The 25,063-nt window shown below is 61.4% G+C and carries 23 protein-coding genes and 2 tRNA genes; 23 read left to right on the top strand and 2 right to left on the bottom strand.

The window, feature by feature from the left end:
* Nucleotides 1-30 precede the first annotated feature (30 nt).
* The 6 genes from dnaJ (at nucleotide 31) to EJA05_RS03850 (ending at nucleotide 7,671) form a co-directional block, all read left to right on the top strand.
* Nucleotides 31-1,155 (top strand): molecular chaperone DnaJ, encoded by a 1,125-nt coding sequence (gene dnaJ, locus EJA05_RS03825; RefSeq protein WP_125857391.1) that lies wholly within the window; start codon nucleotides 31-33, stop codon nucleotides 1,153-1,155.
* A 13-nt stretch (nucleotides 1,156-1,168) separates the two neighbouring features.
* The gene (gene dapB, locus EJA05_RS03830; RefSeq protein ID WP_125462533.1) at nucleotides 1,169-1,975 is read left to right on the top strand and encodes a 4-hydroxy-tetrahydrodipicolinate reductase; all 807 of its coding nucleotides are present in this window, start codon (nucleotides 1,169-1,171) and stop codon (nucleotides 1,973-1,975) included.
* Nucleotides 1,976-2,300: 325 nt separating this feature from the next.
* Nucleotides 2,301-3,437 carry a glutamine-hydrolyzing carbamoyl-phosphate synthase small subunit gene (gene carA, locus EJA05_RS03835; RefSeq protein ID WP_125857392.1) on the top strand — a complete coding sequence of 379 codons (1,137 nt, stop codon included), beginning with the start codon at nucleotides 2,301-2,303 and terminating at the stop codon, nucleotides 3,435-3,437.
* Nucleotides 3,438-3,543: 106 nt separating this feature from the next.
* Nucleotides 3,544-6,765: a carbamoyl-phosphate synthase large subunit gene (gene carB, locus EJA05_RS03840; RefSeq protein ID WP_125857394.1), complete on the top strand. Its 3,222-nt coding sequence runs from the start codon at nucleotides 3,544-3,546 to the stop codon at nucleotides 6,763-6,765.
* A complete protein-coding gene (greA, locus tag EJA05_RS03845) occupies nucleotides 6,762-7,244 on the top strand; it encodes a transcription elongation factor GreA (RefSeq protein WP_189654514.1) in 483 nt (160 codons plus the stop codon). Before carB ends, greA begins: the two co-directional genes overlap by 4 nt.
* Nucleotides 7,222-7,671 carry an MFS transporter gene (locus tag EJA05_RS03850; protein WP_110995202.1) on the top strand — a complete coding sequence of 150 codons (450 nt, stop codon included), beginning with the start codon at nucleotides 7,222-7,224 and terminating at the stop codon, nucleotides 7,669-7,671. Before greA ends, EJA05_RS03850 begins: the two co-directional genes overlap by 23 nt.
* 12 nt (nucleotides 7,672-7,683) lie before the next feature.
* On the opposite strand, the gene EJA05_RS03855 is transcribed toward EJA05_RS03850, so the two are convergent.
* Complete coding sequence (locus EJA05_RS03855) at nucleotides 7,684-7,992, bottom strand: YhbY family RNA-binding protein (RefSeq protein ID WP_027595032.1); 309 nt, start codon at nucleotides 7,990-7,992, stop codon at nucleotides 7,684-7,686.
* A gap of 102 nt (nucleotides 7,993-8,094) precedes the next feature.
* Here EJA05_RS03855 and rlmE point away from each other — a divergent pair, with 102 nt between their 5' ends.
* The 16 genes from rlmE to EJA05_RS03935 all read left to right on the top strand — a co-directional run bounded on the left by rlmE (nucleotide 8,095) and on the right by EJA05_RS03935 (nucleotide 24,096).
* Nucleotides 8,095-8,721: a 23S rRNA (uridine(2552)-2'-O)-methyltransferase RlmE gene (rlmE, locus tag EJA05_RS03860; RefSeq protein ID WP_011532133.1), complete on the top strand. Its 627-nt coding sequence runs from the start codon at nucleotides 8,095-8,097 to the stop codon at nucleotides 8,719-8,721.
* Between the two features lie 203 nt (nucleotides 8,722-8,924).
* Complete coding sequence (gene ftsH / locus EJA05_RS03865; protein WP_110995204.1) at nucleotides 8,925-10,832, top strand: ATP-dependent zinc metalloprotease FtsH; 1,908 nt, start codon at nucleotides 8,925-8,927, stop codon at nucleotides 10,830-10,832.
* Between the two features lie 8 nt (nucleotides 10,833-10,840).
* Nucleotides 10,841-11,692, top strand: a complete 852-nt coding sequence (folP, locus tag EJA05_RS03870) for a dihydropteroate synthase (RefSeq protein WP_125857395.1) — start codon at nucleotides 10,841-10,843, stop codon at nucleotides 11,690-11,692.
* Nucleotides 11,693-11,708: 16 nt separating this feature from the next.
* Nucleotides 11,709-13,049, top strand: a complete 1,341-nt coding sequence (glmM, locus tag EJA05_RS03875; RefSeq protein ID WP_125462538.1) for a phosphoglucosamine mutase — start codon at nucleotides 11,709-11,711, stop codon at nucleotides 13,047-13,049.
* Nucleotides 13,050-13,114: 65 nt separating this feature from the next.
* Nucleotides 13,115-13,870 (top strand): triose-phosphate isomerase, encoded by a 756-nt coding sequence (gene tpiA / locus EJA05_RS03880; RefSeq protein WP_125857396.1) that lies wholly within the window; start codon nucleotides 13,115-13,117, stop codon nucleotides 13,868-13,870.
* Nucleotides 13,871-13,873: 3 nt separating this feature from the next.
* A complete protein-coding gene (gene secG, locus EJA05_RS03885; protein ID WP_011532138.1) occupies nucleotides 13,874-14,266 on the top strand; it encodes a preprotein translocase subunit SecG in 393 nt (130 codons plus the stop codon).
* Between the two features lie 20 nt (nucleotides 14,267-14,286).
* Nucleotides 14,287-14,372: transfer RNA gene (locus EJA05_RS03890), tRNA-Leu, on the top strand.
* A 99-nt stretch (nucleotides 14,373-14,471) separates the two neighbouring features.
* Nucleotides 14,472-14,548: transfer RNA gene (locus EJA05_RS03895), tRNA-Met, on the top strand.
* Between the two features lie 129 nt (nucleotides 14,549-14,677).
* Nucleotides 14,678-15,136: a ribosome maturation factor RimP gene (gene rimP / locus EJA05_RS03900; protein WP_016391791.1), complete on the top strand. Its 459-nt coding sequence runs from the start codon at nucleotides 14,678-14,680 to the stop codon at nucleotides 15,134-15,136.
* A gap of 60 nt (nucleotides 15,137-15,196) precedes the next feature.
* The gene (gene nusA, locus EJA05_RS03905) at nucleotides 15,197-16,678 is read left to right on the top strand and encodes a transcription termination factor NusA (RefSeq protein ID WP_125462540.1); all 1,482 of its coding nucleotides are present in this window, start codon (nucleotides 15,197-15,199) and stop codon (nucleotides 16,676-16,678) included.
* Nucleotides 16,679-16,705: 27 nt separating this feature from the next.
* Nucleotides 16,706-19,246, top strand: coding sequence for a translation initiation factor IF-2 (gene infB, locus EJA05_RS03910; protein WP_125857397.1), 2,541 nt, complete (start codon nucleotides 16,706-16,708; stop codon nucleotides 19,244-19,246).
* Between the two features lie 116 nt (nucleotides 19,247-19,362).
* Nucleotides 19,363-19,761 (top strand): 30S ribosome-binding factor RbfA, encoded by a 399-nt coding sequence (rbfA, locus tag EJA05_RS03915; protein ID WP_110995210.1) that lies wholly within the window; start codon nucleotides 19,363-19,365, stop codon nucleotides 19,759-19,761.
* Nucleotides 19,762-19,764: 3 nt separating this feature from the next.
* A complete protein-coding gene (gene truB / locus EJA05_RS03920; RefSeq protein WP_125462542.1) occupies nucleotides 19,765-20,682 on the top strand; it encodes a tRNA pseudouridine(55) synthase TruB in 918 nt (305 codons plus the stop codon).
* 149 nt (nucleotides 20,683-20,831) lie between these two features.
* Nucleotides 20,832-21,101 carry a 30S ribosomal protein S15 gene (rpsO, locus tag EJA05_RS03925; protein ID WP_009404303.1) on the top strand — a complete coding sequence of 90 codons (270 nt, stop codon included), beginning with the start codon at nucleotides 20,832-20,834 and terminating at the stop codon, nucleotides 21,099-21,101.
* Nucleotides 21,102-21,345: 244 nt separating this feature from the next.
* Nucleotides 21,346-23,451 (top strand): polyribonucleotide nucleotidyltransferase, encoded by a 2,106-nt coding sequence (pnp, locus tag EJA05_RS03930; protein WP_125857399.1) that lies wholly within the window; start codon nucleotides 21,346-21,348, stop codon nucleotides 23,449-23,451.
* A 294-nt stretch (nucleotides 23,452-23,745) separates the two neighbouring features.
* Nucleotides 23,746-24,096, top strand: coding sequence for a BON domain-containing protein (locus tag EJA05_RS03935; protein WP_125462544.1), 351 nt, complete (start codon nucleotides 23,746-23,748; stop codon nucleotides 24,094-24,096).
* A gap of 79 nt (nucleotides 24,097-24,175) precedes the next feature.
* Here EJA05_RS03935 and EJA05_RS03940 read toward each other — a convergent pair whose 3' ends face one another.
* Nucleotides 24,176-24,478, bottom strand: a complete 303-nt coding sequence (locus EJA05_RS03940) for a putative quinol monooxygenase (protein ID WP_125857400.1) — start codon at nucleotides 24,476-24,478, stop codon at nucleotides 24,176-24,178.
* A gap of 60 nt (nucleotides 24,479-24,538) precedes the next feature.
* Here EJA05_RS03940 and EJA05_RS03945 point away from each other — a divergent pair, with 60 nt between their 5' ends.
* Complete coding sequence (locus tag EJA05_RS03945) at nucleotides 24,539-24,952, top strand: VOC family protein (protein ID WP_125857402.1); 414 nt, start codon at nucleotides 24,539-24,541, stop codon at nucleotides 24,950-24,952.
* The last annotated feature ends 111 nt before the right edge of the window (nucleotides 24,953-25,063 follow it).

The following is a 25,063-nucleotide window of genomic DNA, read 5'->3' on the forward strand; positions in this document are numbered from 1 at the left end:
GCCGAACGCCCACAAGAGTGCAAATGACCTATGGCAAAGCGTGATTTTTATGAGGTCCTGGGTGTCGAGCGAGGCGCCAGCGAAGGTGATCTCAAGAAGGCCTATCGCCGCCTGGCGATGAAGTACCACCCGGACCGCAACCCCGGTGATAAGGCGTCGGAAGACAGCTTCAAGGAGGCCAACGAGGCCTACGAAGTGTTGTCTGATGCCAGCAAGCGCGCGGCGTACGACCAGTACGGCCACGCCGGCGTCGACCCGAGCATGGGTGGCGGTGGTGCGGGCTTCGGCGGCGCCAACTTCTCCGACATCTTCGGCGATGTCTTCAGTGACTTCTTTGGTGGCGGCCGTGGTGGCTCGCGTGGCGGCGCTCAGCGCGGCAGCGACCTGCGCTACACCCTTGAGCTGAATCTTGAGGAAGCGGTGCGTGGCACCACGGTCAGCATTCGCGTGCCTACCCTTGTCAACTGCGCGCCGTGCGACGGTTCGGGCGCCAAGAAGGGCTCGACCCCGTCGACCTGCCCGACCTGTGGCGGTATCGGCCAGGTGCGCATGCAGCAGGGCTTCTTCTCGGTGCAGCAGACCTGCCCGCGCTGCCATGGCCAGGGCAAGATCATCACCGACCCTTGCAATTCCTGCCATGGCGAAGGCCGTGTCGAGGAATACAAGACCTTGTCGGTCAAGGTGCCGGCTGGCGTCGATACCGGCGACCGCATTCGCCTGTCCGGCGAAGGCGAGGCGGGGGCTCATGGCGGCCCGACCGGCGACCTGTACGTGGTGGTCAGCGTGCGTGAGCACGGCATCTTCCAGCGCGACGGCAAGCACCTGTACTGCGAAGTGCCGATCAGCTACACCGACGCAGCCCTGGGCGGCGAGCTGGAAGTGCCGACCCTGGACGGCCGCGTGAAGCTGAAAATCCCGGAAGGCACCCAGACCGGCAAGCAGTTCCGCCTACGCGGTAAAGGTGTGGCGCCGGTGCGTGGCGGTGCGGCGGGTGACCTGCTGTGCCGCGTGGCGGTGGAAACCCCGGTCAATCTCAGTCGTCGCCAGCGCGAGCTGCTCGAAGAGCTGCGTGCCTCCCTCGAGGGCGACAGCTCCCACTCGCCCAAGGCCAGTGGCTGGTTCGAAGGCGTGAAGCGCTTCTTCGGCGATCTCTGACAAGGAACAGGCTATGCGACGTATTGCAGTGATGGGCGCGGCAGGGCGGATGGGCAAGACCCTCGTCGAGGCGGTGCAGCAACAGGCGCCACAGGCCGGCCTGACGGCGGCGATCGATCGTCCCGACAGCTCGCTGGTCGGGGCTGATGCCGGTGAGCTGGCGGCCCTGGGCCGGATCGGCGTGACGATCTGCGACGACCTGGCCAAGGTGGTCGACGAATTCGATGTGCTGATCGACTTCACCCACCCTTCGGTGACCCTGAAGAACCTGGCGTTCTGCCGCAAGGCGGGCAAGGCCATGGTCATCGGTACCACCGGTTTCACGCCTGAAGAGAAAGAGCAACTGGCCGAGGCGGGCAGGGAGATCCCGATCGTCTTCGCCGCCAACTTCAGCGTGGGCGTCAACCTGAGCCTCAAGCTGCTGGACATGGCAGCTCGGGTGCTGGGTGATGACGTGGATATCGAGATCATCGAGGCGCACCACCGGCACAAGGTCGATGCACCTTCGGGTACTGCGCTGCGCATGGGTGAAGTGGTCGCCAATGCACTGGGGCGTGACCTGCAGGAAGTCGCGGTCTATGGTCGTGAAGGCCAGACCGGCGCCCGTGACCGCAAGACCATCGGTTTTGCCACGGTGCGTGCCGGCGACGTGGTCGGTGATCACACCGTGCTGTTCGCCGCCGAAGGTGAGCGCCTGGAGATCACCCACAAGGCGTCGAGTCGCATGACCTTCGCCAAGGGTGCGGTACGTGCCGCGCTGTGGCTGGATGGGCGTGAGCCTGGGCTGTACGACATGCAGGATGTGCTCGAGCTGCGTTGAGCCGTTAGCGCGGCATTGGTTTCTTCGCGGGTAAACCCGCTCCCACAGAGATGGCGCAGGGCTGAAGGTGCGCGGTCCCTGTGGGAGCGGGTTTACCCGCGAAGAGGTCGCCGCCGAAGTCAGCCTGTCGCATTCATGTGTTTTAGAGGCACATCTGCGGTAGACCCAAAACGCACTTTTCTGTAAGCTACAGCTTTAGTGTGTCCACTAAAAGCGCGCAGCGAATTGAATTCAGCACATGAAAGCGGGGTGACGTGTCCATACGTCACTCCGCTTTTTTGCAACCTGCGATCGCCCTTTCATGCTTGATCTACGGGAGGTCTTCTTGACAAAGCCAGCCATACTCGCCCTTGCCGACGGCAGTATTTTTCGCGGTGAAGCCATCGGTGCCGACGGTCAGACCGTTGGTGAGGTGGTGTTCAACACTGCTATGACCGGCTACCAGGAAATCCTTACAGACCCTTCCTATGCCCAGCAAATCGTTACCCTGACCTACCCGCACATCGGCAACACCGGCACCACGCCGGAAGACGCCGAGTCGAACCGCGTCTGGTCCGCCGGCCTGGTCATCCGTGACCTGCCGCTGCTGGCCAGCAACTGGCGTAACACCCAGTCGCTGCCTGACTACCTCAAGGCCAACAATGTCGTCGCCATCGCTGGCATCGACACCCGTCGCCTGACCCGTATCCTGCGTGAAAAAGGCGCTCAGAACGGCTGCATCCTCGCTGGTGACAACATCACCGAAGAGCAGGCCATCGCCGCTGCCCGCGCCTTCCCGGGCCTGAAGGGCATGGACCTGGCCAAGGTCGTTTCCACCAAAGAGCGCTACGAGTGGCGCTCCAGCGTGTGGGAGCTGAAAACCGACAGCCACCCGACCCTCGAAGCCGCCGACCTGCCGTACCACGTGGTCGCCTTCGACTACGGCGTCAAGCTGAACATCCTGCGCATGCTGGTTGCTCGCGGCTGCCGCGTGACCGTGGTGCCGGCGCAAACCCCGGCCAGCGAAGTGCTCGCGCTCAACCCCGATGGCGTGTTCCTGTCCAACGGCCCTGGCGATCCCGAGCCATGCGACTACGCCATCCAGGCGATCAAAGAGATCCTCGACACCGAGATCCCGGTGTTCGGCATCTGCCTCGGCCACCAGCTGCTGGCCCTGGCCTCCGGCGCCAAGACCGTGAAGATGGGCCACGGCCACCACGGTGCCAACCACCCGGTCCAGGACCTGGACACCGGCGTGGTCATGATCACCAGCCAGAACCACGGTTTCGCCGTTGACGAAGCCACGCTGCCGGCTAACGTACGCGCCATCCACAAGTCGCTGTTCGACGGCACCCTGCAGGGTATCGAGCGCACCGACAAGAGCGCGTTCAGCTTCCAGGGCCACCCTGAAGCGAGCCCAGGCCCGACCGACGTCGCGCCACTGTTCGATCGTTTCATCGATGCCATGGCCAAGCGCCGCTGAGCATCCTGCTGCAAGGCCCCGGGGCGGCGTGTGCCGCGCCCGGAAGCGCCTGACCCAGATTGTTCAAGACGGCTTGCCGACTGACCCGCGGATTTGAGTGACAACCATGCCAAAACGTACAGACATCAAAAGCATCCTGATTCTCGGCGCTGGCCCGATCGTGATCGGCCAGGCCTGCGAATTCGACTACTCCGGCGCCCAGGCCTGTAAGGCCCTGCGCGAGGAAGGTTTCCGCGTCATCCTGGTGAACTCCAACCCGGCCACCATCATGACCGACCCGGCCATGGCCGACGCTACCTACATCGAGCCGATCAAATGGCAGTCGGTGGCCAAGATCATCGAGAAAGAGCGCCCGGACGCGGTGCTGCCGACCATGGGTGGCCAGACTGCACTGAACTGCGCCCTGGACCTGGAGCGCCACGGCGTTCTGGAGAAGTTCGGCGTGGAGATGATCGGTGCCAACGCCGACACCATCGACAAGGCTGAAGACCGTTCGCGCTTCGACAAGGCCATGAAAGACATCGGCCTGGAGTGCCCGCGCTCCGGTATCGCCCACAGCATGGAAGAGGCCAACGCGGTGCTCGAGAAGCTTGGCTTCCCGTGCATCATTCGCCCGTCCTTCACCATGGGTGGCACCGGCGGCGGTATCGCCTACAACCGTGAAGAGTTCGAAGAAATCTGCACCCGCGGTCTGGACCTGTCGCCGACCAAAGAGCTGCTGATCGACGAATCGCTGATCGGCTGGAAAGAGTACGAGATGGAAGTGGTCCGCGACAAAAAGGACAACTGCATCATCGTCTGCTCGATCGAAAACTTCGACCCGATGGGCGTGCACACCGGTGACTCGATCACCGTTGCTCCAGCGCAGACCCTGACCGACAAGGAATACCAGATCATGCGCAACGCCTCGCTGGCGGTGCTGCGTGAGATCGGTGTTGAAACCGGCGGTTCCAACGTGCAGTTCGGTATCTGCCCGAACACTGGCCGCATGGTCGTGATCGAGATGAACCCGCGCGTATCGCGTTCGTCTGCCCTGGCTTCCAAGGCCACCGGCTTCCCGATCGCCAAGATCGCCGCCAAGCTGGCCATTGGTTACACCCTCGACGAACTGCAGAACGACATCACCGGCGGCCGCACCCCGGCTTCCTTCGAGCCGTCGATCGACTACGTCGTCACCAAGCTGCCACGCTTCGCCTTCGAGAAATTCCCGAAAGCCGACGCCCGCCTGACCACCCAGATGAAATCCGTGGGTGAAGTCATGGCCATCGGCCGTACCTTCCAGGAATCCCTGCAGAAAGCCCTGCGCGGCCTGGAAGTAGGCGCCTGCGGCCTCGACCCGAAAGTCGACCTGGCCAGCCCTGAGGCTGCCAGCATCCTCAAGCGCGAGCTGACCGTGCCGGGCGCCGAGCGTATCTGGTACGTGGCCGACGCCATGCGTTCGGGCATGACCTGCGAAGAAATCTTTGCCCTGACCGGCATCGACATGTGGTTCCTGGTGCAGATGGAAGATCTGATCAAGGAAGAAGAGAAGGTCAAGACCCTGGCCCTGTCGGCGATCGACAAGGACTACATGCTGCGCCTCAAGCGCAAGGGCTTCTCGGATCAGCGTCTGGCCGTGCTGCTGGGCATCACCGACAAGAACCTGCGCCGTCACCGCCACAAGCTGGAAGTGTTCCCGGTGTACAAGCGCGTCGACACCTGCGCCGCCGAGTTCGCCACCGACACCGCCTACCTGTACTCGACCTATGAGGAAGAGTGCGAGGCCAACCCGTCGACCCGTGACAAGATCATGATCCTCGGTGGTGGCCCTAACCGTATCGGCCAGGGCATCGAGTTCGACTACTGCTGCGTGCACGCGGCACTGGCCCTGCGTGAAGACGGTTACGAGACCATCATGGTCAACTGCAACCCGGAAACCGTCTCCACCGACTACGACACCTCCGACCGCCTGTACTTCGAGCCGCTGACCCTGGAAGACGTGCTGGAAGTCTGCCGCGTCGAGAAGCCGAAGGGCGTCATCGTCCACTACGGCGGCCAGACCCCGCTGAAACTGGCTCGCGCCCTGGAAGAAGCTGGCGTGCCGATCATCGGTACCAGCCCTGACGCCATCGACCGCGCCGAAGACCGCGAGCGCTTCCAGCAGATGGTTCAGCGCCTGAGCCTGCTGCAGCCGCCAAACGCCACCGTGCGCAGCGAAGACGAAGCCATCGTTGCCGCTGGCAAGATCGGTTACCCGCTGGTGGTGCGTCCGTCCTACGTACTGGGCGGCCGTGCCATGGAAATCGTCTACGAGCTGGACGAGCTGAAACGCTACCTGCGTGAAGCGGTGCAGGTGTCCAACGACAGCCCGGTACTGCTCGACCACTTCCTCAACTGCGCCATCGAGATGGACGTGGATGCGGTGTGCGACGGCACCGACGTGGTAATCGGCGCGATCATGCAGCACATCGAGCAGGCCGGCGTTCACTCCGGTGACTCGGCGTGCTCGCTGCCGCCGTACTCGCTGAGCCAGGACGTGCAGGACCAGGTTCGCGACCAGGTCAAGAAGATGGCCCTGGAGCTGGGCGTGGTTGGCCTGATGAACGTGCAGCTGGCCCTGCAGGGCGACAAGATCTACGTGATCGAAGTCAACCCGCGCGCTTCGCGTACCGTGCCGTTCGTTTCCAAGTGCATCGGCACTTCGCTGGCGATGATCGCCGCCCGTGTCATGGCCGGCAAAACCCTGAAAGAGCTGGGCTTCACCCAGGAAATTATCCCGAACTTCTACAGCGTCAAGGAAGCGGTATTCCCGTTCGCCAAGTTCCCAGGGGTTGACCCGATCCTCGGCCCTGAGATGAAATCGACCGGTGAAGTGATGGGCGTCGGTGACAGCTTCGGTGAAGCCTTCGCCAAGGCCCAGATGGGCGCCAGCGAAGTGCTGCCGACCGGCGGTACCGCGTTCATCAGCGTGCGTGACGACGACAAGCCACAAGTGGCTGGCGTTGCCCGCGACCTGATCGCCCTGGGCTTCGAAGTGGTCGCCACTGCTGGCACCGCGAAGATCATCGAGGCTGCTGGCCTGAAGGTGCGTCGCGTTAACAAGGTGACCGAAGGTCGTCCGCACGTGGTCGACATGATCAAGAACGACGAAGTGTCGCTGATCATCAACACCACCGAAGGCCGCCAGTCGATCGCCGACTCGTACTCGATTCGTCGCAATGCGCTGCAGCACAAGATTTACTGCACCACTACCATTGCGGCCGGTGAAGCCATCTGCGAAGCGCTGAAATTCGGCCCTGAAAAGACCGTTCGTCGCTTGCAGGATCTGCATGCAGGACTTAAAGCATGAGCATTACCAAGTACCCGATGACCGTCCAGGGCGCTCGCGCCCTGGAAGAGGAGCACCTGTTCCTGAGCAAGACCGAGCGCCCGCGCCTGAGCCAGGCGATCGGTGAAGCCCGTGAGCTGGGTGACCTCAAGGAAAACGCCGAATACCACGCCGCCCGCGAAGAGCAAGGCATGGTCGAGGCGCGTATCCGTGATATCGAAGGCCGCCTGCAGAACTCGGTGGTGATCGACGTGACCACTATCGCTCACACCGGCAAGGTGATTTTCGGGACCACCGTGGACCTGGAAAACACCGAGACCGGCGATCAGGTGACCTACCAGATCGTCGGCGAGGACGAAGCCGACATCAAGAAGGGCAAGCTCTCGGCGGGTGCGCCAATTGCCCGTGCCATCATCGGCAAGGAAGAAGGTGACATCGTCGTCGTCAAGACGCCAAGTGGCACGGTCGAGTACGAGATTGTCGAAGTCAAGCACATCTGACCGGCGCCTGCGGGCGCCATCCCTCGAGGGGATCCTCTGGCAACTGGCCCAGGTATTCTGGGTCGGTGGCCTGTGGGTTTTCCATGTGGGGCTGGTGCCGGCGCTCAAGGTCAGTGGCCTTGCGCCGCTGCTGGTGCATGATGTGGCCGGGCAGATCGACCGCTGGTTGATCGGCGTGGCGATGCTCGGGCTGTTGACCCAGCTGGCGGTATTGGCGAGGGTGGACGGCCTGGCGGCCTGGTGGCGGCAGTTCCGTGGGCAGATGTTGCTGCTTGGCTTTGCTGCCTGTGTCAGCTACTACACGCTGCGCTACGGTATTTCCGTGGGTGAACGCTGGCAGATGTTCTGCTTCTTGGTGCTGGGTTTTTCCGGCATCGTGCTGGTGGCCCAGCCAGTTCCGGTCAGGGCGCGCAAGGCGCGCCACTGATCGGCTCCACCCTTACTTGAAGCGGTGGATGTTGGACAGCTGCTTGTTCGGCTGTGGGTTCTTGCGGTAGATCAGCGCTTTCTTGCCGATGGTCTGCACCAGCTCGGCGCGGCCGACCTTGCACAGTTCGGCGATCGCGGCGGCGCGCTCTTCACGGTCTTCCGAACGGATTTCGACCTTGATCAGCTCGTGATCGGCCAGGGCGCGCTCCAGTTCGGCGGCGACGCCTTCGTTCACACCGTTGCCAGCAACGATCAGGACCGGCTTCAGGTCATGACCAATGGACTTGTATTGCTTCTTCTGCTCGTTATTGAGCGGCATAATCTGACCCTTTTCGTCTGATTCTGTAAAATTGACGGGCATTTTACCCGAGGGCCCCTGGCTCCGCCCAGTCAAACACGACGCATATCATCGAGGTGCCCCGTGGTACAACGTTCCAAAAGCAGCGCAAACTGGCTGCGCGAGCATTTCAACGACCCTTTTGTGAAACAGGCGCAGAAGGATGGCTACCGCTCGCGTGCGAGCTACAAACTGCTGGAGATCCAGGAGAAAGACCGCCTGATCCGTCCCGGCATGAGCGTGATCGACCTCGGGGCAGCGCCAGGTGGCTGGTCGCAGGTGACCAGTCGTCTGATTGGTGGCCAAGGGCGGTTGATCGCTTCGGACATCCTGGAAATGGACTCGATCCCGGACGTGACCTTCATCCAGGGTGACTTCACCCAGGACGAAGTGCTGCAGCAAATCCTGCAAGCGGTCGGCGATTCGCACGTAGACCTTGTGATTTCCGATATGGCCCCCAATATGAGTGGTACGCCCGCGGTGGACATGCCGCGCGCCATGTTCCTCTGTGAGCTGGCCCTGGATCTGGCAACCCGCGTGCTCAAGCCAGGCGGGGATTTCCTGATCAAGATCTTCCAGGGCGAAGGTTTCGACATGTACCTGAAGGACGTGCGCAGCAAGTTCGACAAGGTGCAGATGCGCAAGCCATCGTCCTCGCGGGATCGCTCCCGCGAACAGTACCTGTTGGGCAAGGGTTTCAAAGGGGCATGAAAGGCGTGCTGCGGGGTGGCCGATAGTTAATTCCAATCAGCCGCCCCGTCTGGATTGTCCGAACTTCGTGTAGTCTAGCTTTCACAAAGGGTTACAGACGGTGCCTGCGGTTGCGTAGGTAATGTAGTAAGTTAGGGCGATGAATATCATGCGAGGCACGGCTGCGTCGTGCGCCGGCCTCAGAGGGTAGCGAATTGAACGACATGGCAAAGAATCTGATCCTGTGGTTGATCATCGCCGCCGTCCTGGTGACGGTGATGAACAACTTCTCCAGCCCTAACGAGCCGCAGACCCTCAACTATTCCGACTTCATCCAGCAGGTCAAGGATGGCAAGGTCGAGCGCGTGACCGTCGACGGCTACATCATTACCGGCAAGCGCACCGACGGCGACAACTTCAAGACCGTGCGTCCGGCCATCACCGACAACGGCCTGATCGGCGATCTGGTCGACAACCACGTGACCGTCGAGGGCAAGCAGCCCGAGCAGCAGAGCATCTGGACTCAGTTGCTGGTGGCGAGCTTCCCGATCCTGGTGATCATCGCCGTGTTCATGTTCTTCATGCGCCAGATGCAGGGCGGTGCCGGCGGTAAAGGCGGCCCGATGAGCTTTGGCAAGAGCAAGGCGCGCCTGCTCTCCGAAGACCAGGTCAAGACCACGCTGGCTGACGTCGCGGGTTGCGACGAGGCCAAGGAAGAGGTCGGCGAGCTGGTCGAGTTCCTGCGCGACCCGGGCAAGTTCCAGCGCCTGGGTGGCCGTATCCCGCGTGGCGTGCTGATGGTGGGCCCACCTGGTACCGGTAAGACCCTGCTGGCCAAGGCCATCGCCGGTGAAGCCAAAGTGCCGTTCTTCACTATCTCGGGTTCCGACTTCGTTGAAATGTTCGTCGGTGTCGGTGCCAGCCGTGTGCGCGACATGTTCGAGCAGGCGAAGAAGCACGCCCCCTGCATCATCTTCATCGACGAAATCGATGCCGTCGGTCGCCACCGTGGCGCCGGCATGGGCGGCGGTCACGACGAGCGTGAGCAGACCCTCAACCAGCTGCTGGTCGAGATGGATGGCTTCGAGATGAACGATGGCATCATCGTCATCGCCGCGACCAACCGTCCGGACGTACTCGACCCGGCGCTGCTGCGCCCGGGCCGCTTCGACCGCCAGGTGGTGGTCGGCCTGCCGGACATCCGTGGCCGTGAGCAGATCCTCAAGGTCCACATGCGCAAGGTGCCGATTGGCGAGAACGTCAACCCGGCGGTCATTGCTCGCGGCACCCCTGGTTTCTCCGGTGCCGACCTGGCCAACCTGGTCAACGAGGCGTCGCTGTTCGCCGCCCGCGCCAGCAAGCGCGTGGTCGAGATGAAGGAGTTCGAGCTGGCCAAGGACAAGATCATGATGGGCGCCGAGCGCAAGACCATGGTCATGTCCGAGAAAGAGAAGCAGAACACCGCTTATCACGAAGCCGGTCACGCCATCGTTGGTCGCGTGGTACCTGAGCATGATCCTGTCTACAAAGTGTCGATCATCCCGCGTGGTCGCGCGCTGGGTGTGACCATGTTCCTGCCGGAAGAGGACCGCTACAGCCTGTCCAAGCGCGCCCTGATCAGCCAGATCTGCTCGCTGTACGGTGGCCGTATCGCCGAAGAAATGACCCTGGGCTTCGATGGCGTCACCACCGGTGCCTCCAACGACATCATGCGTGCCAGCCAGATTGCCCGGAACATGGTCACCAAGTGGGGCCTGTCCGAGAAGCTCGGGCCGCTGATGTACGCGGAAGAAGAGGGCGAAGTGTTCCTCGGCCGCAGCGCCGGCAGCCAGCACGCCAGCGTGTCGGGCGAGACCGCCAAGATGATCGACTCGGAAGTGCGCGCGATCATCGATCAGTGCTACGCCACGGCCAAGCAGATCCTCACCGACAACCGTGACAAGCTCGACGCCATGGCCGAAGCATTGATGAAGTACGAAACCATCGATGCCGACCAGATCGACGACATCATGGCGGGCCGCACTCCGCGTGAACCGCGTGACTGGGACAATGATGCCGGCACTTCCGGCAACCAGGCCTCCCAGGGTGATCGTCCGGAGTCGCCGATCGGCGGCCCAGCGGCTCAACACTAAGGGTAGCCATGAGTTCACAGCAGTACCCGACCCGGTTGCCTTGCGGCAACCGGGTTCTTGATTTGTCCCGTACCCATGTCATGGGTATCCTCAATATCACCCCCGATTCCTTCTCCGACGGCGGGCGCTTCAGCCAGCGCGACGCGGCGCTGCGTCACGCCGAGGCAATGGTGGCCGCAGGCGCGACCCTGGTCGATGTCGGCGGCGAGTCCACGCGCCCCGGTGCCCGGGCTGTTTCGCCCCTCGAGGAGCTGGAGCGCGTGGCGCCCATCGTTGAAGCGATCAGCAGCCGCCTTGATGTGATCATCTCCGTGGATACCTCGACGCCCGCAGTCATGCGCGAGTCGGCACGCGTTGGTGCCGGCCTGATCAACGACGTGCGCGCCCTGGAGCGCGACGGTGCGCTTGATGCCGCTGCCGCTACAGGGTTGCCGGTGTGCCTGATGCACATGCGCGGCGAGCCGGGCAACATGCAGGACAATCCGCATTACGAGGATGTGACCGCCGACGTCACGCGCTACCTTGAGCAGCGCATGGCGGCCTGTGCGGCGGTCGGCATCGACGCCGATCGTATCGTCCTCGATCCCGGGTTTGGGTTTGCCAAGACCCTCGAGCACAACCTGAGCCTGTTCAAACACATGGAAGCGCTTTACCGCCTCGGGCGGCCACTGTTGGTGGGCGTCTCGCGCAAGAGCATGATTGGCCTCACGCTGGATCGCCCGGTAGGTGAGCGGCTCTACGGCAGCCTGGCGCTGGCGGCACTGGCCATGACCAAGGGCGCGAGCATCCTGCGCGTTCATGATGTCGCCGAAACGGTCGATGTAGTGCGCATGATCGCCGCCGTGCAGAGCGCCGAATAAGAAAACTGGAGTCCCTATGAGCAGAAAATACTTTGGTACCGATGGTATCCGTGGTCGCGTTGGCCAGTTCCCCATCACCCCGGACTTCATGCTGAAACTCGGCTGGGCCGCGGGCATGGCCTTCCGCAAGCAGGGTCACTGCCGTGTGCTGGTCGGCAAGGACACCCGTATCTCCGGCTACATGTTCGAGTCGGCGCTCGAGGCTGGCCTTTCTGCCGCCGGTGCCGATGTGATGCTGCTCGGGCCGATGCCGACCCCGGCGATCGCCTACCTTACCCGCACCTTCCACGCCGAAGCCGGTATCGTCATCAGTGCGTCGCACAACCCGCACGACGACAATGGCATCAAGTTCTTCTCGGGCAATGGCACCAAGCTGCCGGACGAAGTCGAGTTGATGATCGAGGAGTTGCTCGACCAGCCGATGACCGTCGTCGATTCGGGCAAGCTGGGCAAGGTTTCGCGCATCAACGATGCGGCCGGCCGCTACATCGAGTTCTGCAAGAGCAGCGTGCCTACCAGCACCAGTTTCGAAGGCCTCAAGGTCGTGGTGGACTGCGCCCACGGCGCCACCTACAAAGTTGCCCCCAGCGTGTTCCGTGAGCTGGGCGCCGATGTGACGGTGCTGCATGCCGCACCGGATGGCCTGAACATCAACGAAGGCTGCGGTTCGACGCACATCGAGTCGTTGCAGGCTGCGGTACTGGTTGGGCATGCCGACCTGGGTATCGCCTTTGACGGCGATGGTGACCGGGTGCTGATGGTCGATCACACCGGCGCCATCGTCGACGGTGATGAGCTGCTGTACATCATCGGCCGCGACCTGCACGAGCGCGGCAAGCTGCAGGGTGGCGTGGTGGGTACCTTGATGAGCAACCTTGGCCTGGAGCTGGCGTTCAAGGAACTGGACATTCCGTTCGTGCGGGCGAAAGTCGGCGACCGCTATGTCATGGCCGAACTGATTGAACGCGAGTGGCTGCTGGGGGGTGAAAACTCCGGGCATGTCGTGTGCTGCAACCACACCACCACCGGTGATGCGATCATCGCCGCGCTGCAGGTGCTGATGGCCCTCAAGCGTCGCGGCGAAACCCTTGCCCAGGCGCGCCAAGGCGTGCGCAAGTGCCCTCAGGTATTGATCAATGTGCGCTTCGAAGCAGGCAAGAGCGACCCGTTGAAAAACCCGCTGGTGAAAGCCGCAAGCGACAAGGCTACCGAAGACATGGCGGGCCGCGGGCGCGTGCTGTTGCGCAAGTCCGGCACCGAGCCACTGGTGCGCGTGATGGTCGAAGGCGACGACGAAAACCAGGTGCGTGGCCATGCCGAAGCCCTGGCCAAGCTGGTCGCTGAAGTTTGTGCCTGAAGAGGCTTGCCAGCGCAGATCGGGTTGGGTAAGATCTGCGCCCACTTTGACCGACGAGGTAAAGCATGCGTCGCCCCATGGTAGCTGGTAACTGGAAGATGCACGGTACCCGCGCCAGCGTCGCTGAGCTGACTCAGGGCTTGGGCAATCTGCCCCTGCCAAGCGGTGTGGAAGTCGCGGTGTTTCCGCCATCCCTGTTCATTGATCAAGTGATCAAGGGCCTGGAAGGAAAGGGGATCACCGTCGGCGCACAGAATTCTGCTGTACAGCCTGAACAAGGCGCGCTGACCGGCGAAGTTGCACCGAGTCAGTTGGCTGAAGTTGGTTGCAAATATGTTCTGGTCGGGCATTCCGAGCGTCGCCAAATTATTGGTGAAACTAACGAAGTGCTGAATCAAAAGTTTGCAGCTGCTCAGAAAAGTGGTTTGACGCCAGTGCTCTGTATAGGGGAAACTCTCGAAGAGCGCGAGGCAGGCAAGACGCTTGAAGTTGTAGGGCGTCAACTAAGCAGTGTTATCGACGCGTTCGGTATTGCCGCTTTTGCCAACGCAGTAATTGCCTATGAGCCTGTATGGGCCATCGGTACTGGTTTGACGGCCTCGCCACAGCAAGCCCAGGATGTGCATGCAGCCATCCGTAAGCAGTTGGCGGCGAAGGACGCCGAAGTTGCAGCTAACGTGCAGCTTCTCTACGGCGGCAGCGTGAAGGCGGCCAATGCGGCCGAACTGTTCGGCATGCCGGATATCGATGGGGGGCTCATTGGTGGAGCGTCCCTGAATGCAGACGAATTCGGTGCAATTTGTCGCGCCGCAGGAAACTGAACAATGCTGGAAACAGTCGTAGTTGTTTTTCATCTGTTGGCGGCGTTGGCACTGGTAGTAATGGTGCTGCTGCAACAGGGTAAAGGTGCGGAAGCAGGTGCATCTTTCGGCGCAGGTGCTTCAAATACTGTGTTCGGAAGCCAAGGTTCCGCTACCTTTTTGAGTAAAGTTACTGCTATACTTGCCGCCACTTTCTTTTTGACTGCACTTGGGTTAGGATACTTCGCCAAGCAGCAGGCTCACCAGCTGACTCAAGCTGGTCTGCCAGATCCAGCAGTGCTGGAAGTCAAAGAGCAAAAGCCGGCAGTCAACGATGATGTACCGGTGCTCCAGCAGCAGAAGAGCGAAACCACCAACTCTGGTGATGTACCTCCTCCGGCGAAAGAGCAGCAGTAACGGGTTTCAAATGTAGTATTGCCGAGGTGGTGGAATTGGTAGACACGCAACCTTGAGGTGGTTGTGCCCATAGGGTGTAGGGGTTCGAGTCCCCTTCTCGGTACCAATTGAAGCAAGAGAGCCCGCTTTAAGCGGGCTTTCTTGTAGGTGGAGGTTGGATTGACCCTCAAGGGGGTTCGGTCTTATACTTTCGCCCCAGCTTTGTCGCGGGGTGGAGCAGCTTGGTAGCTCGTCGGGCTCATAACCCGAAGGTCGTTGGTTCAAATCCAGCCCCCGCAACCAGCTTCAGCGGAGCCCCTTTTCAGGGGCTTTTTGCTAGCCAACAGTTTTCGGCGTCGTTGTCCTACGGCGCTTTCAGGGATGGGCGCTTCGCCCATTTTTTATTTGCACAGCATGCACGAGGGGGTTCAGGTGTCGAGCAAGCTAGAACAGTTGCAGGCCTTGTTGGCCCCAGTGGTCGAGGGGCTGGGCTATCAGTGCTGGGGGATCGAATACGTCTCCCAAGGTAAGCATTCGGTACTGCGTATCTACATCGACAAGGAAGGCGGCATTCTGGTGGAGGACTGCGAAGCGGTCAGCCGTCAGGCCAGCGCCATCCTGGATGTGGAAGACCCGATCAGCAGTGAATACACCCTCGAGGTTTCCTCTCCAGGCATGGATCGCCCGCTGTTCACTCTGGAACAGTTTGCCTCGCATGCCGGCGAGCAAGTGAAGATCAAGCTGCGTACGCCCTTTGAAGGTCGTCGTAACTTCCAGGGCCTTCTCCGCGGTGTGGAGGAGCAGGATGTGGTGGTCCAGGTGGATAACCATGAGTTCCTGCTGCCGATCGACTCGATCGACAAGGCCAATATTATTCCCAGTTTTGACTGAGACGTGCCGGGCCCGGCGGAAATTTACGGGCCCAATGGCTTGCGCAAGGCGAGGCGTACGATGAGCAAAGAAGTACTGCTGGTTGTTGAATCGGTATCCAACGAAAAGGGTGTACCGCCCGGCGTCATTTTCGAGGCGCTGGAAGTGGCTCTGGCCACTGCAACCAAAAAGCGTTTTGAGGACGAAGTCGACCTGCGTGTGGAAATCAACCGCCACACCGGTAGCTACGAAACGTTCCGTCGTTGGACGGTCGTCGAGGAAGCGGATCTGGATGATCCGGCAATCGAGGTCTGGCCAGCAAAAATTCAGGAAAGTCATCCTGAAGCCAAAGTTGGCGACGTGATCGAAGAGAAGATCGAATCGATCGAGTTCGGTCGCATTGCTGCGCAAACCGCCAAGCAAGTCATCGTGCAGAAGGTTCGCGAAGCTGAGCGCGCCCAGGTGGTCGACGCCTACCGCGAACGCGTTGGCGAGATCATCTCCGGTACCGTGAAGAAGGTCACCCGCGACAACGTCATCGTCGACCTGGGCAACAACGCCGAAGCGCTGCTGGCCCGTGAAGACATCATCCCCCGTGAGACCTTCCGGGTCGGTGTGCGCCTGCGTGCACTGCTCAAGGAAATCCGCACCGAGAACCGTGGCCCGCAGCTGATCCTGTCGCGCACCGCGCCGCAGATGCTGATCGAGCTGTTCCGCATCGAAGTGCCGGAAATCGCCGAAGGCCTCATCGAAGTCATGGCCGCCTCCCGTGATCCGGGATCGCGTGCCAAGATCGCCGTCCGCTCCAAGGACAAGCGCATCGACCCACAAGGTGCCTGTATCGGCATGCGTGGTTCGCGCGTCCAAGCCGTATCCGGCGAGTTGGGTGGCGAGCGTGTGGATATCGTCCTCTGGGACGAGAACCCGGCGCAGTTCGTCATCAACGCCATGTCGCCGGCAGAGGTTGCCGCGATCATCGTTGACGAAGACGCCCATGCGATGGATATCGCCGTTGGTGCCGACAACCTGGCTCAGGCCATTGGTCGTGGCGGTCAGAACGTTCGTCTGGCCAGTCAGCTGACCGGCTGGACCCTGAACGTGATGACCGAGTCGGACATCCAGGCCAAGCAACAGGCTGAAACCGGCGACATCCTGCGTAATTTTGTTGAGGAACTGGAAGTCGACGAAGAACTGGCACAAGTGCTGGTCGACGAAGGCTTCACCAACCTTGAAGAAATTGCCTACGTACCGTTGGAAGAAATGCTCAACATCGATGGCTTTGACGAAGAAATCGTCAATGAGCTCCGCGCTCGAGCCAAGGACCGTTTGTTGACCAAGGCCATCGCTACCGAAGAAAAACTGGCAGACGCCCATCCGGCCGAAGACCTGCTCTCCCTCGAGGGCATGGACAAGGACCTGGCGGCCGAACTGGCGGTGCGCGGCGTGGTTAACCGCGAAGACCTGGCCGAGCAGTCGATCGACGATCTGCTCGACATCGACGGCATCGACGAAGAGCGTGCCGGCAAGTTGATCATGGCCGCCCGAGCCCACTGGTTCGAGTAATTAGGCGCGGCCTGAGGAGAGAAGTGCATGACGCAAGTCACGGTGAAAGAACTGGCCCAAGAGGTCGAGGCACCGGTAGAGCGCCTGCTGCAGCAGATGCGTGAGGCAGGTCTGCCGCACACCGACGCCGGTCAGGTAGTGACCGACAATGAGAAGCAGACCCTGCTGACTCATTTGAAAAGCAGCCACAAGAGCAAGGCGGAAGAGCCGCGCAAGATTACCTTGCAGCGCAAAACCACCAGCACCCTGCGTGTCGCCGGTAGCAAGAGCATCAGCGTAGAAGTACGCAAGAAGAAAGTATTCGTGCAGCGCAGCCCGGAAGAGATCCAGGCTGAGCAGAAGCGCGAGCAGGAAGAGCGCCGCGCGGCTGAAAACGCCGCTCGCGAGAAGGTCGAAGCCGAAGTGCGTCAGCGCAACGAGGAGCAGGCACGCCGTCAGGCCGCCGAAGCCCCGGCCGCTGCCCCGGTAGCCAAGGCCGAGCCTGCCGCTGTTGCTGCCCCGGTAGTGGCCAATGCGCCGGTGTCCGAAGACGCCGCCGCGCGTGCTGCCGAGCGCAAGAAAGACGAGACCCGTCGCAACGAAAGCCGCAGCCGTGATGACGATCGTCGTGGTGGTGGCCCAGCTGCTGCCGGCCGTGGCGAAGCGCCGCGCATGTCGGTCAAGGTCAAGGTCAAGGAGAAGGAAAAGGCTCCGACTCCACGCGCCGCGCCACGTACCACCGAAGAAGAAAGCGATGGTTTCCGTCGTGGCCGCGGTGGCAAGAGCAAAGGCAAGAAGCGCAACCAGCATGGCTTCCAGAGCCCGTCCGGCCCCGTCATCCGTGACGTGACCATTGGCGAGACCATCACGGTTTCGGACCTGGCCCAGCGCATGTCGGTCAAAGGTGCTGAAGTCGTCAAGTTCATGTTCAAGATGGGCACTCCGGTCACCATCAACCAGGTGCTCGACCAGGAAACCGCTCAGCTGGTAGCAGAAGAGCTGGGTCACAAGGTCACCCTGGTCAGCGATACCGCCCTGGAAGACTCCCTGGCCGAATCGCTGAAGTTCGAAGGTGAAGTCGAATCGCGCGCGCCGGTCGTTACCGTCATGGGTCACGTTGACCATGGTAAGACCTCGCTGCTCGACTACATCCGTCGTGCCAAGGTTGCTGCTGGCGAAGCCGGTGGCATCACCCAGCACATCGGTGCCTACCACGTCGAAACCGACCGTGGCATGGTCACCTTCCTCGACACCCCAGGCCACGCTGCGTTTACTCAGATGCGTGCCCGTGGTGCCAAGGCCACCGACATCGTCATCCTGGTGGTGGCGGCGGACGACGGCGTGATGCCGCAGACCCGCGAAGCCGTTCAGCATGCCAAGGCTGCTGGCGTGCCGCTGGTGGTTGCCGTGAACAAGATCGACAAGCCGGGTGCCGACCTCGATCGCATCCGCAACGAGCTGGCCGTCGAAGGCGTCACCTCCGAGGACTGGGGTGGTGACACGCCGTTCGTCAAGGTGTCGGCGAAGATGGGTACCGGTGTCGACGAACTGCTCGAAGCCGTACTGCTGCAGGCCGAGATTCTCGAACTGACCGCCACCCCGACGGCTCCAGGTCGCGGTGTCGTGGTTGAATCGCGTCTGGACAAAGGCCGTGGCCCGGTTGCCACCATCCTGGTTCAGGACGGCACCCTGCGTCAGGGCGACATGGTCCTGGTCGGCTCCAACTATGGCCGCGTGCGTGCCATGCTCGACGAGAACGGCAAGCCTGTGAAGGAAGCTGGCCCGTCGATCCCGGTCGAGATCCTCGGCCTGGATGGCACTCCGGACGCCGGTGACGAAATGTCCGTGGTGGCCGACGAGAAGAAAGCCCGTGAAGTTGCCCTGTTCCGTCAAGGCAAGTTCCGTGAGGTCAAGCTGGCTCGTGCTCACGCCGGCAAGCTGGAAAACATCTTCGAGACCATGGGTCAGGAAGAGAAGAAGACCCTCAACATCGTCCTCAAGACCGATGTGCGTGGCTCCCTGGAAGCGCTGCAGGGCTCGCTCGGCGGCCTGGGCAACGACGAAGTTCAGGTGCGTGTGATCGGTGGCGGCGTCGGTGGTATCACCGAGAGCGACGCCAACCTGGCACTGGCCTCGAACGCGGTGCTGTTCGGCTTCAACGTGCGTGCCGATGCCGGTGCGCGCCGGATCGTCGAGCAGGAAGGTCTGGATATGCGTTACTACAACGTGATCTACGACATCATCGAAGACGTCAAGAAAGCCCTGACCGGCATGCTCGGCAGCGATGTTCGCGAGAACATCCTGGGTGTCGCCGAAGTGCGTGACGTGTTCCGTTCGCCGAAGTTCGGCGCCATCGCTGGCTGTATGGTCATCGAGGGTACCGTGTACCGCAACCGTCCGATCCGCGTACTGCGCGACGACGTTGTGATCTTCGAAGGCGAGCTGGAATCGCTGCGTCGCTTCAAGGACGATGCTTCCGAAGTGCGTAACGGCATGGAGTGCGGTATTGGCGTCAAGAGCTACAACGACGTCAAGGTCGGCGACAAGATCGAAGTCTTCGAGAAAGTCCAGGTGGCTCGTACCCTTTAAGGGCGAGCCCGCTGCCAACCCCCGTCGTACGGCGGTTGGCAGCGCCTCTGCAGGTAGCGCCCGGTCAGGCTTGTGTCTGAACCGGGCGTTTGCCGCTTTAGAAACAGGTAGCAAAAATGGCAAAAGAATACAGCCGTACCCAACGTATCGGCGATCAGATGCAGCGCGAGCTGGCCGAACTGATCCGCCGCGAAGTCAAGGACCCACGCGTGGGCCTGGTGACCATCACCGCCGTCGACGTCAGCCGCGACGTGGGCCATGCCAAGGTCTTCATCACCGTCATGGGTGAAGAAACCCCGGACGCCGTGCAGCAGTCGCTCAAGGCCCTCAACAGTGCCGCCAGCTTCCTGCGCCTGCACCTGGGCCGCTCGATGCAGCTGCGCAGCGTGCCGCAACTGCATTTCCACTTCGATGAAAGCGTCAGCCGTGGCGTGCACCTGTCGGCACTGATCGAGCGGGCGGTCGCCGAAGACCGTCTGCACAAGGATGCCGACGAGCCGGGCGCCAAGGAGTAAGCGGTGGCCCAGGTCAAACGTATCCGCCGCAACGTCAGCGGCATCATCCTGCTCGACAAGCCGCTGGGGTTCACCTCCAACGCCGCGTTGCAGAAGGTCCGCTGGTTGCTCAATGCCGAGAAGGCCGGCCACACCGGCAGCCTCGACCCACTGGCCAGCGGCGTGCTGCCGCTGTGCTTCGGTGAAGCGACCAAGTTCTCGCAGTACCTGCTCGAGTCCGACAAGGGCTACGAAACGGTCATGCAGATGGGGCAGACTACCAACACCGGTGATGCCGAGGGCGAAGTCCTGCAGACCCGTGAGGTGACCGTCGGTCGCGCCGACATCGAGGCAGTGCTGCCGCGTTTTCGCGGCCCGATCAGCCAGATACCGCCGATGTACTCGGCGCTCAAGCGTGACGGCCAGCCGCTTTACAAGCTGGCACGTGCAGGAGAGGTAGTGGAGCGCGAGGCGCGTTCTGTTACTATTGGCCGCTTGGAGTTGCTCGAGTGCGAAGGCACCCGTGCACGGCTGAGCGTAGGATGCAGCAAAGGCACCTATATCCGTACCCTGGTGGAGGATATTGGCGAGGCACTTGGCTGTGGCGCCTATGTCGCCGAACTGCGCAGGACCCAGGCCGGGCCCTTTGCACTGGCACAGACCGTGACCCTCGAGGAGCTCGAACAGGCCCACGCCGAAGGTGGCAACGAAGCGCTCGATCGCTTCCTCATGCCGTCCGACAGCGGGCTGCAGGACTGGCCGCTGTTGAGCCTTTCCGAGCACAGTGCGTTCTACTGGCTGCACGGCCAGGCCGTACGTGCTCCGGATGCGCCGCAGTTCGGCATGGTCCGCGTACAGGATCACAACGGTCGCTTCATCGGTATCGGTGAAGTGAGCGAAGACGGGCGCGTGGCGCCGCGTCGGTTGATTCGGTCGGAATGACCGGAACCGCAGGCCCAGGCTTCGGCTAAAGCCTGCGGATACAAGGGTGGCTGTCAGTAGGCACGGTCACACCTTTTTTATTAATACAGGGATCAAGTCCCTGGCCTATTGGACCCCGCTTGCGGGATCCGTTTATCAGGAGAAGCCACATGGCCCTCAGCGTTGAAGAAAAAGCTCAAATCGTTGCCGACTACCAGCAAGCTGCTGGCGATACTGGTAGCCCGGAAGTTCAGGTTGCTCTGCTGACCGCGAACATCAACAAGCTGCAAGGCCACTTCAAGGCCAACGGCAAAGACCACCACTCGCGTCGTGGCCTGATCCGTATGGTTAACCAGCGTCGTAAGCTGCTGGACTACCTGAAGGGCAAAGACACCACTCGTTACAGCGCCCTGATCGGTCGCCTGGGCCTGCGTCGCTAATAGCGGCCTGGTCAGTGGTGTGCATGGCGGACTCATCGGCAACGCTGCCTGGCAGCGTTTCCGTTGGGCACGCCATGCGTATCTTCGAGGTTGGCAGCCTGGCAATGCCGAGCGGGATTTCCGCTCGGCGCCAGGCTCCCAGCCTCGTGTTGTATCTGGACGGTCAACGGGGCCGATTCCCTGTTCTGCCCAAGAATTCGCAAGAAACCAGTTCCCCCAGAGCCACTGAAAAAGGTAGGAAACCGTGAACCCGGTAATCAAGCAATTCCAGTTCGGTCAATCGACCGTTACCCTCGAAACGGGCCGCATTGCCCGTCAGGCCACCGGCGCTGTGCTGGTCACCGTCGACAACGATGTCACCGTGCTGGTGACCGTGGTCGGTGCCAAGCAGGCAGACCCGAGCAAGGGCTTCTTCCCGCTGTCCGTGCACTACCAGGAAAAGACCTACGCCGCTGGCAAGATCCCAGGTGGTTTCTTCAAGCGTGAAGGCCGCCCATCCGAAAAAGAAACCCTGACTTCGCGCCTGATCGACCGCCCGATCCGCCCGCTGTTCCCAGAAGGTTTCATGAACGAAGTGCAGGTCGTCTGCACCGTGGTTTCCACCAGCAAGAAGACCGATCCGGACATCGCTGCGATGATCGGTACCTCGGCTGCCCTGGCCATTTCCGGCATTCCGTTCGAAGGCCCGATCGGCGCCGCCCGCGTTGCCTTCCACGAAAGCACCGGCTACCTGCTGAACCCGACCTACGAGCAGCAGGCCGCTTCGAGCCTGGACATGGTCGTAGCCGGTACCGCCGATGCCGTACTGATGGTTGAATCGGAAGCCAAAGAGCTGACCGAAGACCAGATGCTGGGCGCCGTGCTGTTCGCCCACGACGAATTCCAGGCCGTGATCAAGGCTGTCAAAGAGCTGGCTGCCGAAGCCGCCAAGCCGACCTGGGACTGGAAACCGGCCGTTGCCAACACCGCGCTGTTCGACGCCATCCGCGCCGAGTTCGGCGAGGCGGTCTCCCAGGGCTACACCATCACCGTCAAGGCCGACCGTTACGCGCGCCTGGGCGAGCTGCGCGACCAGGCGGTTGCCAAGTTCTCCGGTGAAGAAGGCCAGCCATCGGCCGGCGAAGTCAAAGACATCTTCGGCGAGATCGAATACCGCACCGTTCGCGAAAACATCGTCAACGGCAAGCCACGTATCGACGGCCGCGACACCAAGACCGTGCGCCCGCTGAACATCGAAGTCGGCGTACTGCCGAAGACCCACGGTTCGGCCCTGTTCACCCGTGGCGAAACCCAGGCCCTGGTGGTTGCCACCCTCGGCACCGCGCGTGACGCCCAGCTGCTGGACACCCTCGAAGGCGAGAAGAAAGACCCCTTCATGCTGCACTACAACTTCCCACCGTTCTCGGTAGGCGAGTGTGGCCGCATGGGCGGTGCTGGCCGTCGCGAAATCGGTCACGGCCGTCTGGCCCGTCGTTCGGTCCAGGCCATGCTGCCGGCCGCTGACGTGTTCCCGTACACCATCCGCGTCGTATCGGAAATCACCGAGTCCAACGGCTCCAGCTCCATGGCTTCGGTCTGTGGCGCTTCCCTGGCCCTGATGGACGCTGGTGTGCCGATGAAAGCACCGGTGGCCGGTATCGCCATGGGCCTGGTCAAGGAAGGCGAGAAGTTCGCCATTCTGACCGACATCCTGGGTGACGAAGACCACCTGGGCGACATGGACTTCAAGGTAGCCGGTACCGCCAAAGGTGTTACCGCGCTGCAGATGGACATCAAGATCAACGGCATCACCGAAGAGATCATGGAAATCGCCCTGGGCCAGGCCCTGGAAGCGCGCCTGAACATCCTCGGCCAGATGAACCAGATCATTGGCCAGTCGCGCACCGAGCTGTCGGCCAACGCACCGACCATGATCGCGATGAAGATCGACACCGACAAGATCCGTGACGTCATCGGTAAAGGCGGCGCCACCATCCGCGGCATCTGTGAAGAAACCAAGGCTTCGATCGACATCGAAGACGACGGTTCGATCAAGATCTTCGGCGAAACCAAGGAAGCGGCTGAAGCTGCCAAGCAGCGCATCCTGGGCATTACCGCAGAAGCCGAAATCGGCAAGATCTATGTCGGTAAGGTCGAGCGTATCGTCGACTTCGGCGCCTTCGTCAACATCCTGCCGGGCAAGGACGGCCTGGTGCACATCTCCATGCTCAGCGATGCGCGTGTAGAGAAGGTCACCGACATCCTGAAGGAAGGCCAGGAAGTCGAAGTTCTGGTACTGGACGTGGACAACCGCGGCCGTATCAAGCTGTCGATCAAAGACGTTGCCGCTGCCAAGGCATCGGGCGTCTAAGCATTTCGATGCTGGAAAGAAGGACCCTTCGGGGTCCTTTTTTTATGGGTGTCGATCATGCCCGTCGAACTGCTGGAGGCTGGGCACAGCCTCTGCGGGCGAGCTTGCAAGTTGCACTCAACAATATCCCCATACTTGCAAATTGCACGATCAACCATGTCGAACGTTTTTTCTAACTAATTGATTTATAAGGATTAATTAAAATACAAAAACCTGGCACAGCCCCTGCAACATCACTCCTACCTGACGCCAGGAACCACGGCGCAGACCTTTCGAAAAACAGGAGTGACCCTCATGAAGAAGTTCGCCATTGCTGCCGCTACTGCTACCGCTCTGACCCTGACCATGGCTAACGCGGCGTTTGCTGCCCAGTCCACCCAGGCCCCGATGACGCTTGCGGCCGGTGAGGTGACCAAAGCCAAGGAAGCTACCTCCGATACCTGGATCACCACCAAGGTGAAGGCTGACCTGATGACCGAGAAAGGCGTGCCGGGCAGCGATATCAAGGTCGAAACCAACAAAGGCGTTGTGTCGTTGTCGTCCGAGACGGCAATTACCGATGCGCAAAAAGAGATGGCGATCGCCATCGCCAAGAAAATCAAGGGTGTACAGGCCGTCTCGGCTGATGGCCTGAAGTCCGAATAAGGGATGTCCCGTCGGCCAAAGGGAATTGGCCACCTTTCACGCAAAAGCCCCGGCACCTGCCGGGGCTTTTGCTTATGCATCAGACCCCGGGATTACGGGCGATCACATCACTCTCGAAGCACACCTGTTCCAGGATCAACGGCTCCACCAATGGCCGGCTGTCGCGAAAGTGCGCGGTCTGGGTATGGGCCTCGTAGGCCGCGTCGTCGTTGTAGATCTCGTACAGGTAGATCACCTGCGGGTCTTCGCGGTCCACCGACACATCGAACACCAGGCAGCCTGGCTCGGTAGCGACCGAGGCAGCCGCATTGGCTTTGATGGCGCTGAGAAAGGCTTCGGTCGTACCGGGCTTCACGCGCGTCTTGATAAACAGGCTATACACAGGCGCTTCCTTTTGTTTTAAATTCGCACTCGAATTGTATACAAAAATGGAGTCCTGACCATGACCGATCTACCTGCCCGCCCGGGCCGACTCAACGGCCTGCGCCACATTGCCCTGCTGGTGCCCAATCTGGAGGAGTGCGAGCGCTTCTATGTCGATGTGCTGGGTATGGAAGTACTCAATCGCGCCAACGAGGACCTGGTCTATCTCACCTGCGGTAACGACAACCTCTCGTTGGGGCGCGGCGCAGGCGCTGCCAATGGCCTGCAAACCCTGGATCACTATGGCTTCATCGTCGACAGCGTGGAGGAGCTGGAGGCCTGGTACCAGTACTTCAAGGCCCAAGGCGTGACCTTGCTTGACCGCCCGTTCAACCATGGCGACGGTGCGCGCAGCTTCCATTTGCTGGACCCGGCGGGGAACAAGGTACAGCCGCTGTATCACCCTTCGGTGTCGGGGCAGCGGTTGGTTTGAGTGTTTGATTTATGGCGATCGCAGGTGTGGCTGATCCTGCGCCGCTGGGAGCGACTTACCTGTGCTGTGGCTGTCGGCCTCATCGTCGGCAAGCCGGCTCCCACAGGTACG

It is taken from the genome of Pseudomonas oryziphila (genome assembly GCF_003940825.1).
Taxonomy (GTDB): Bacteria; Pseudomonadota; Gammaproteobacteria; order Pseudomonadales; family Pseudomonadaceae; genus Aquipseudomonas; species Aquipseudomonas sichuanensis.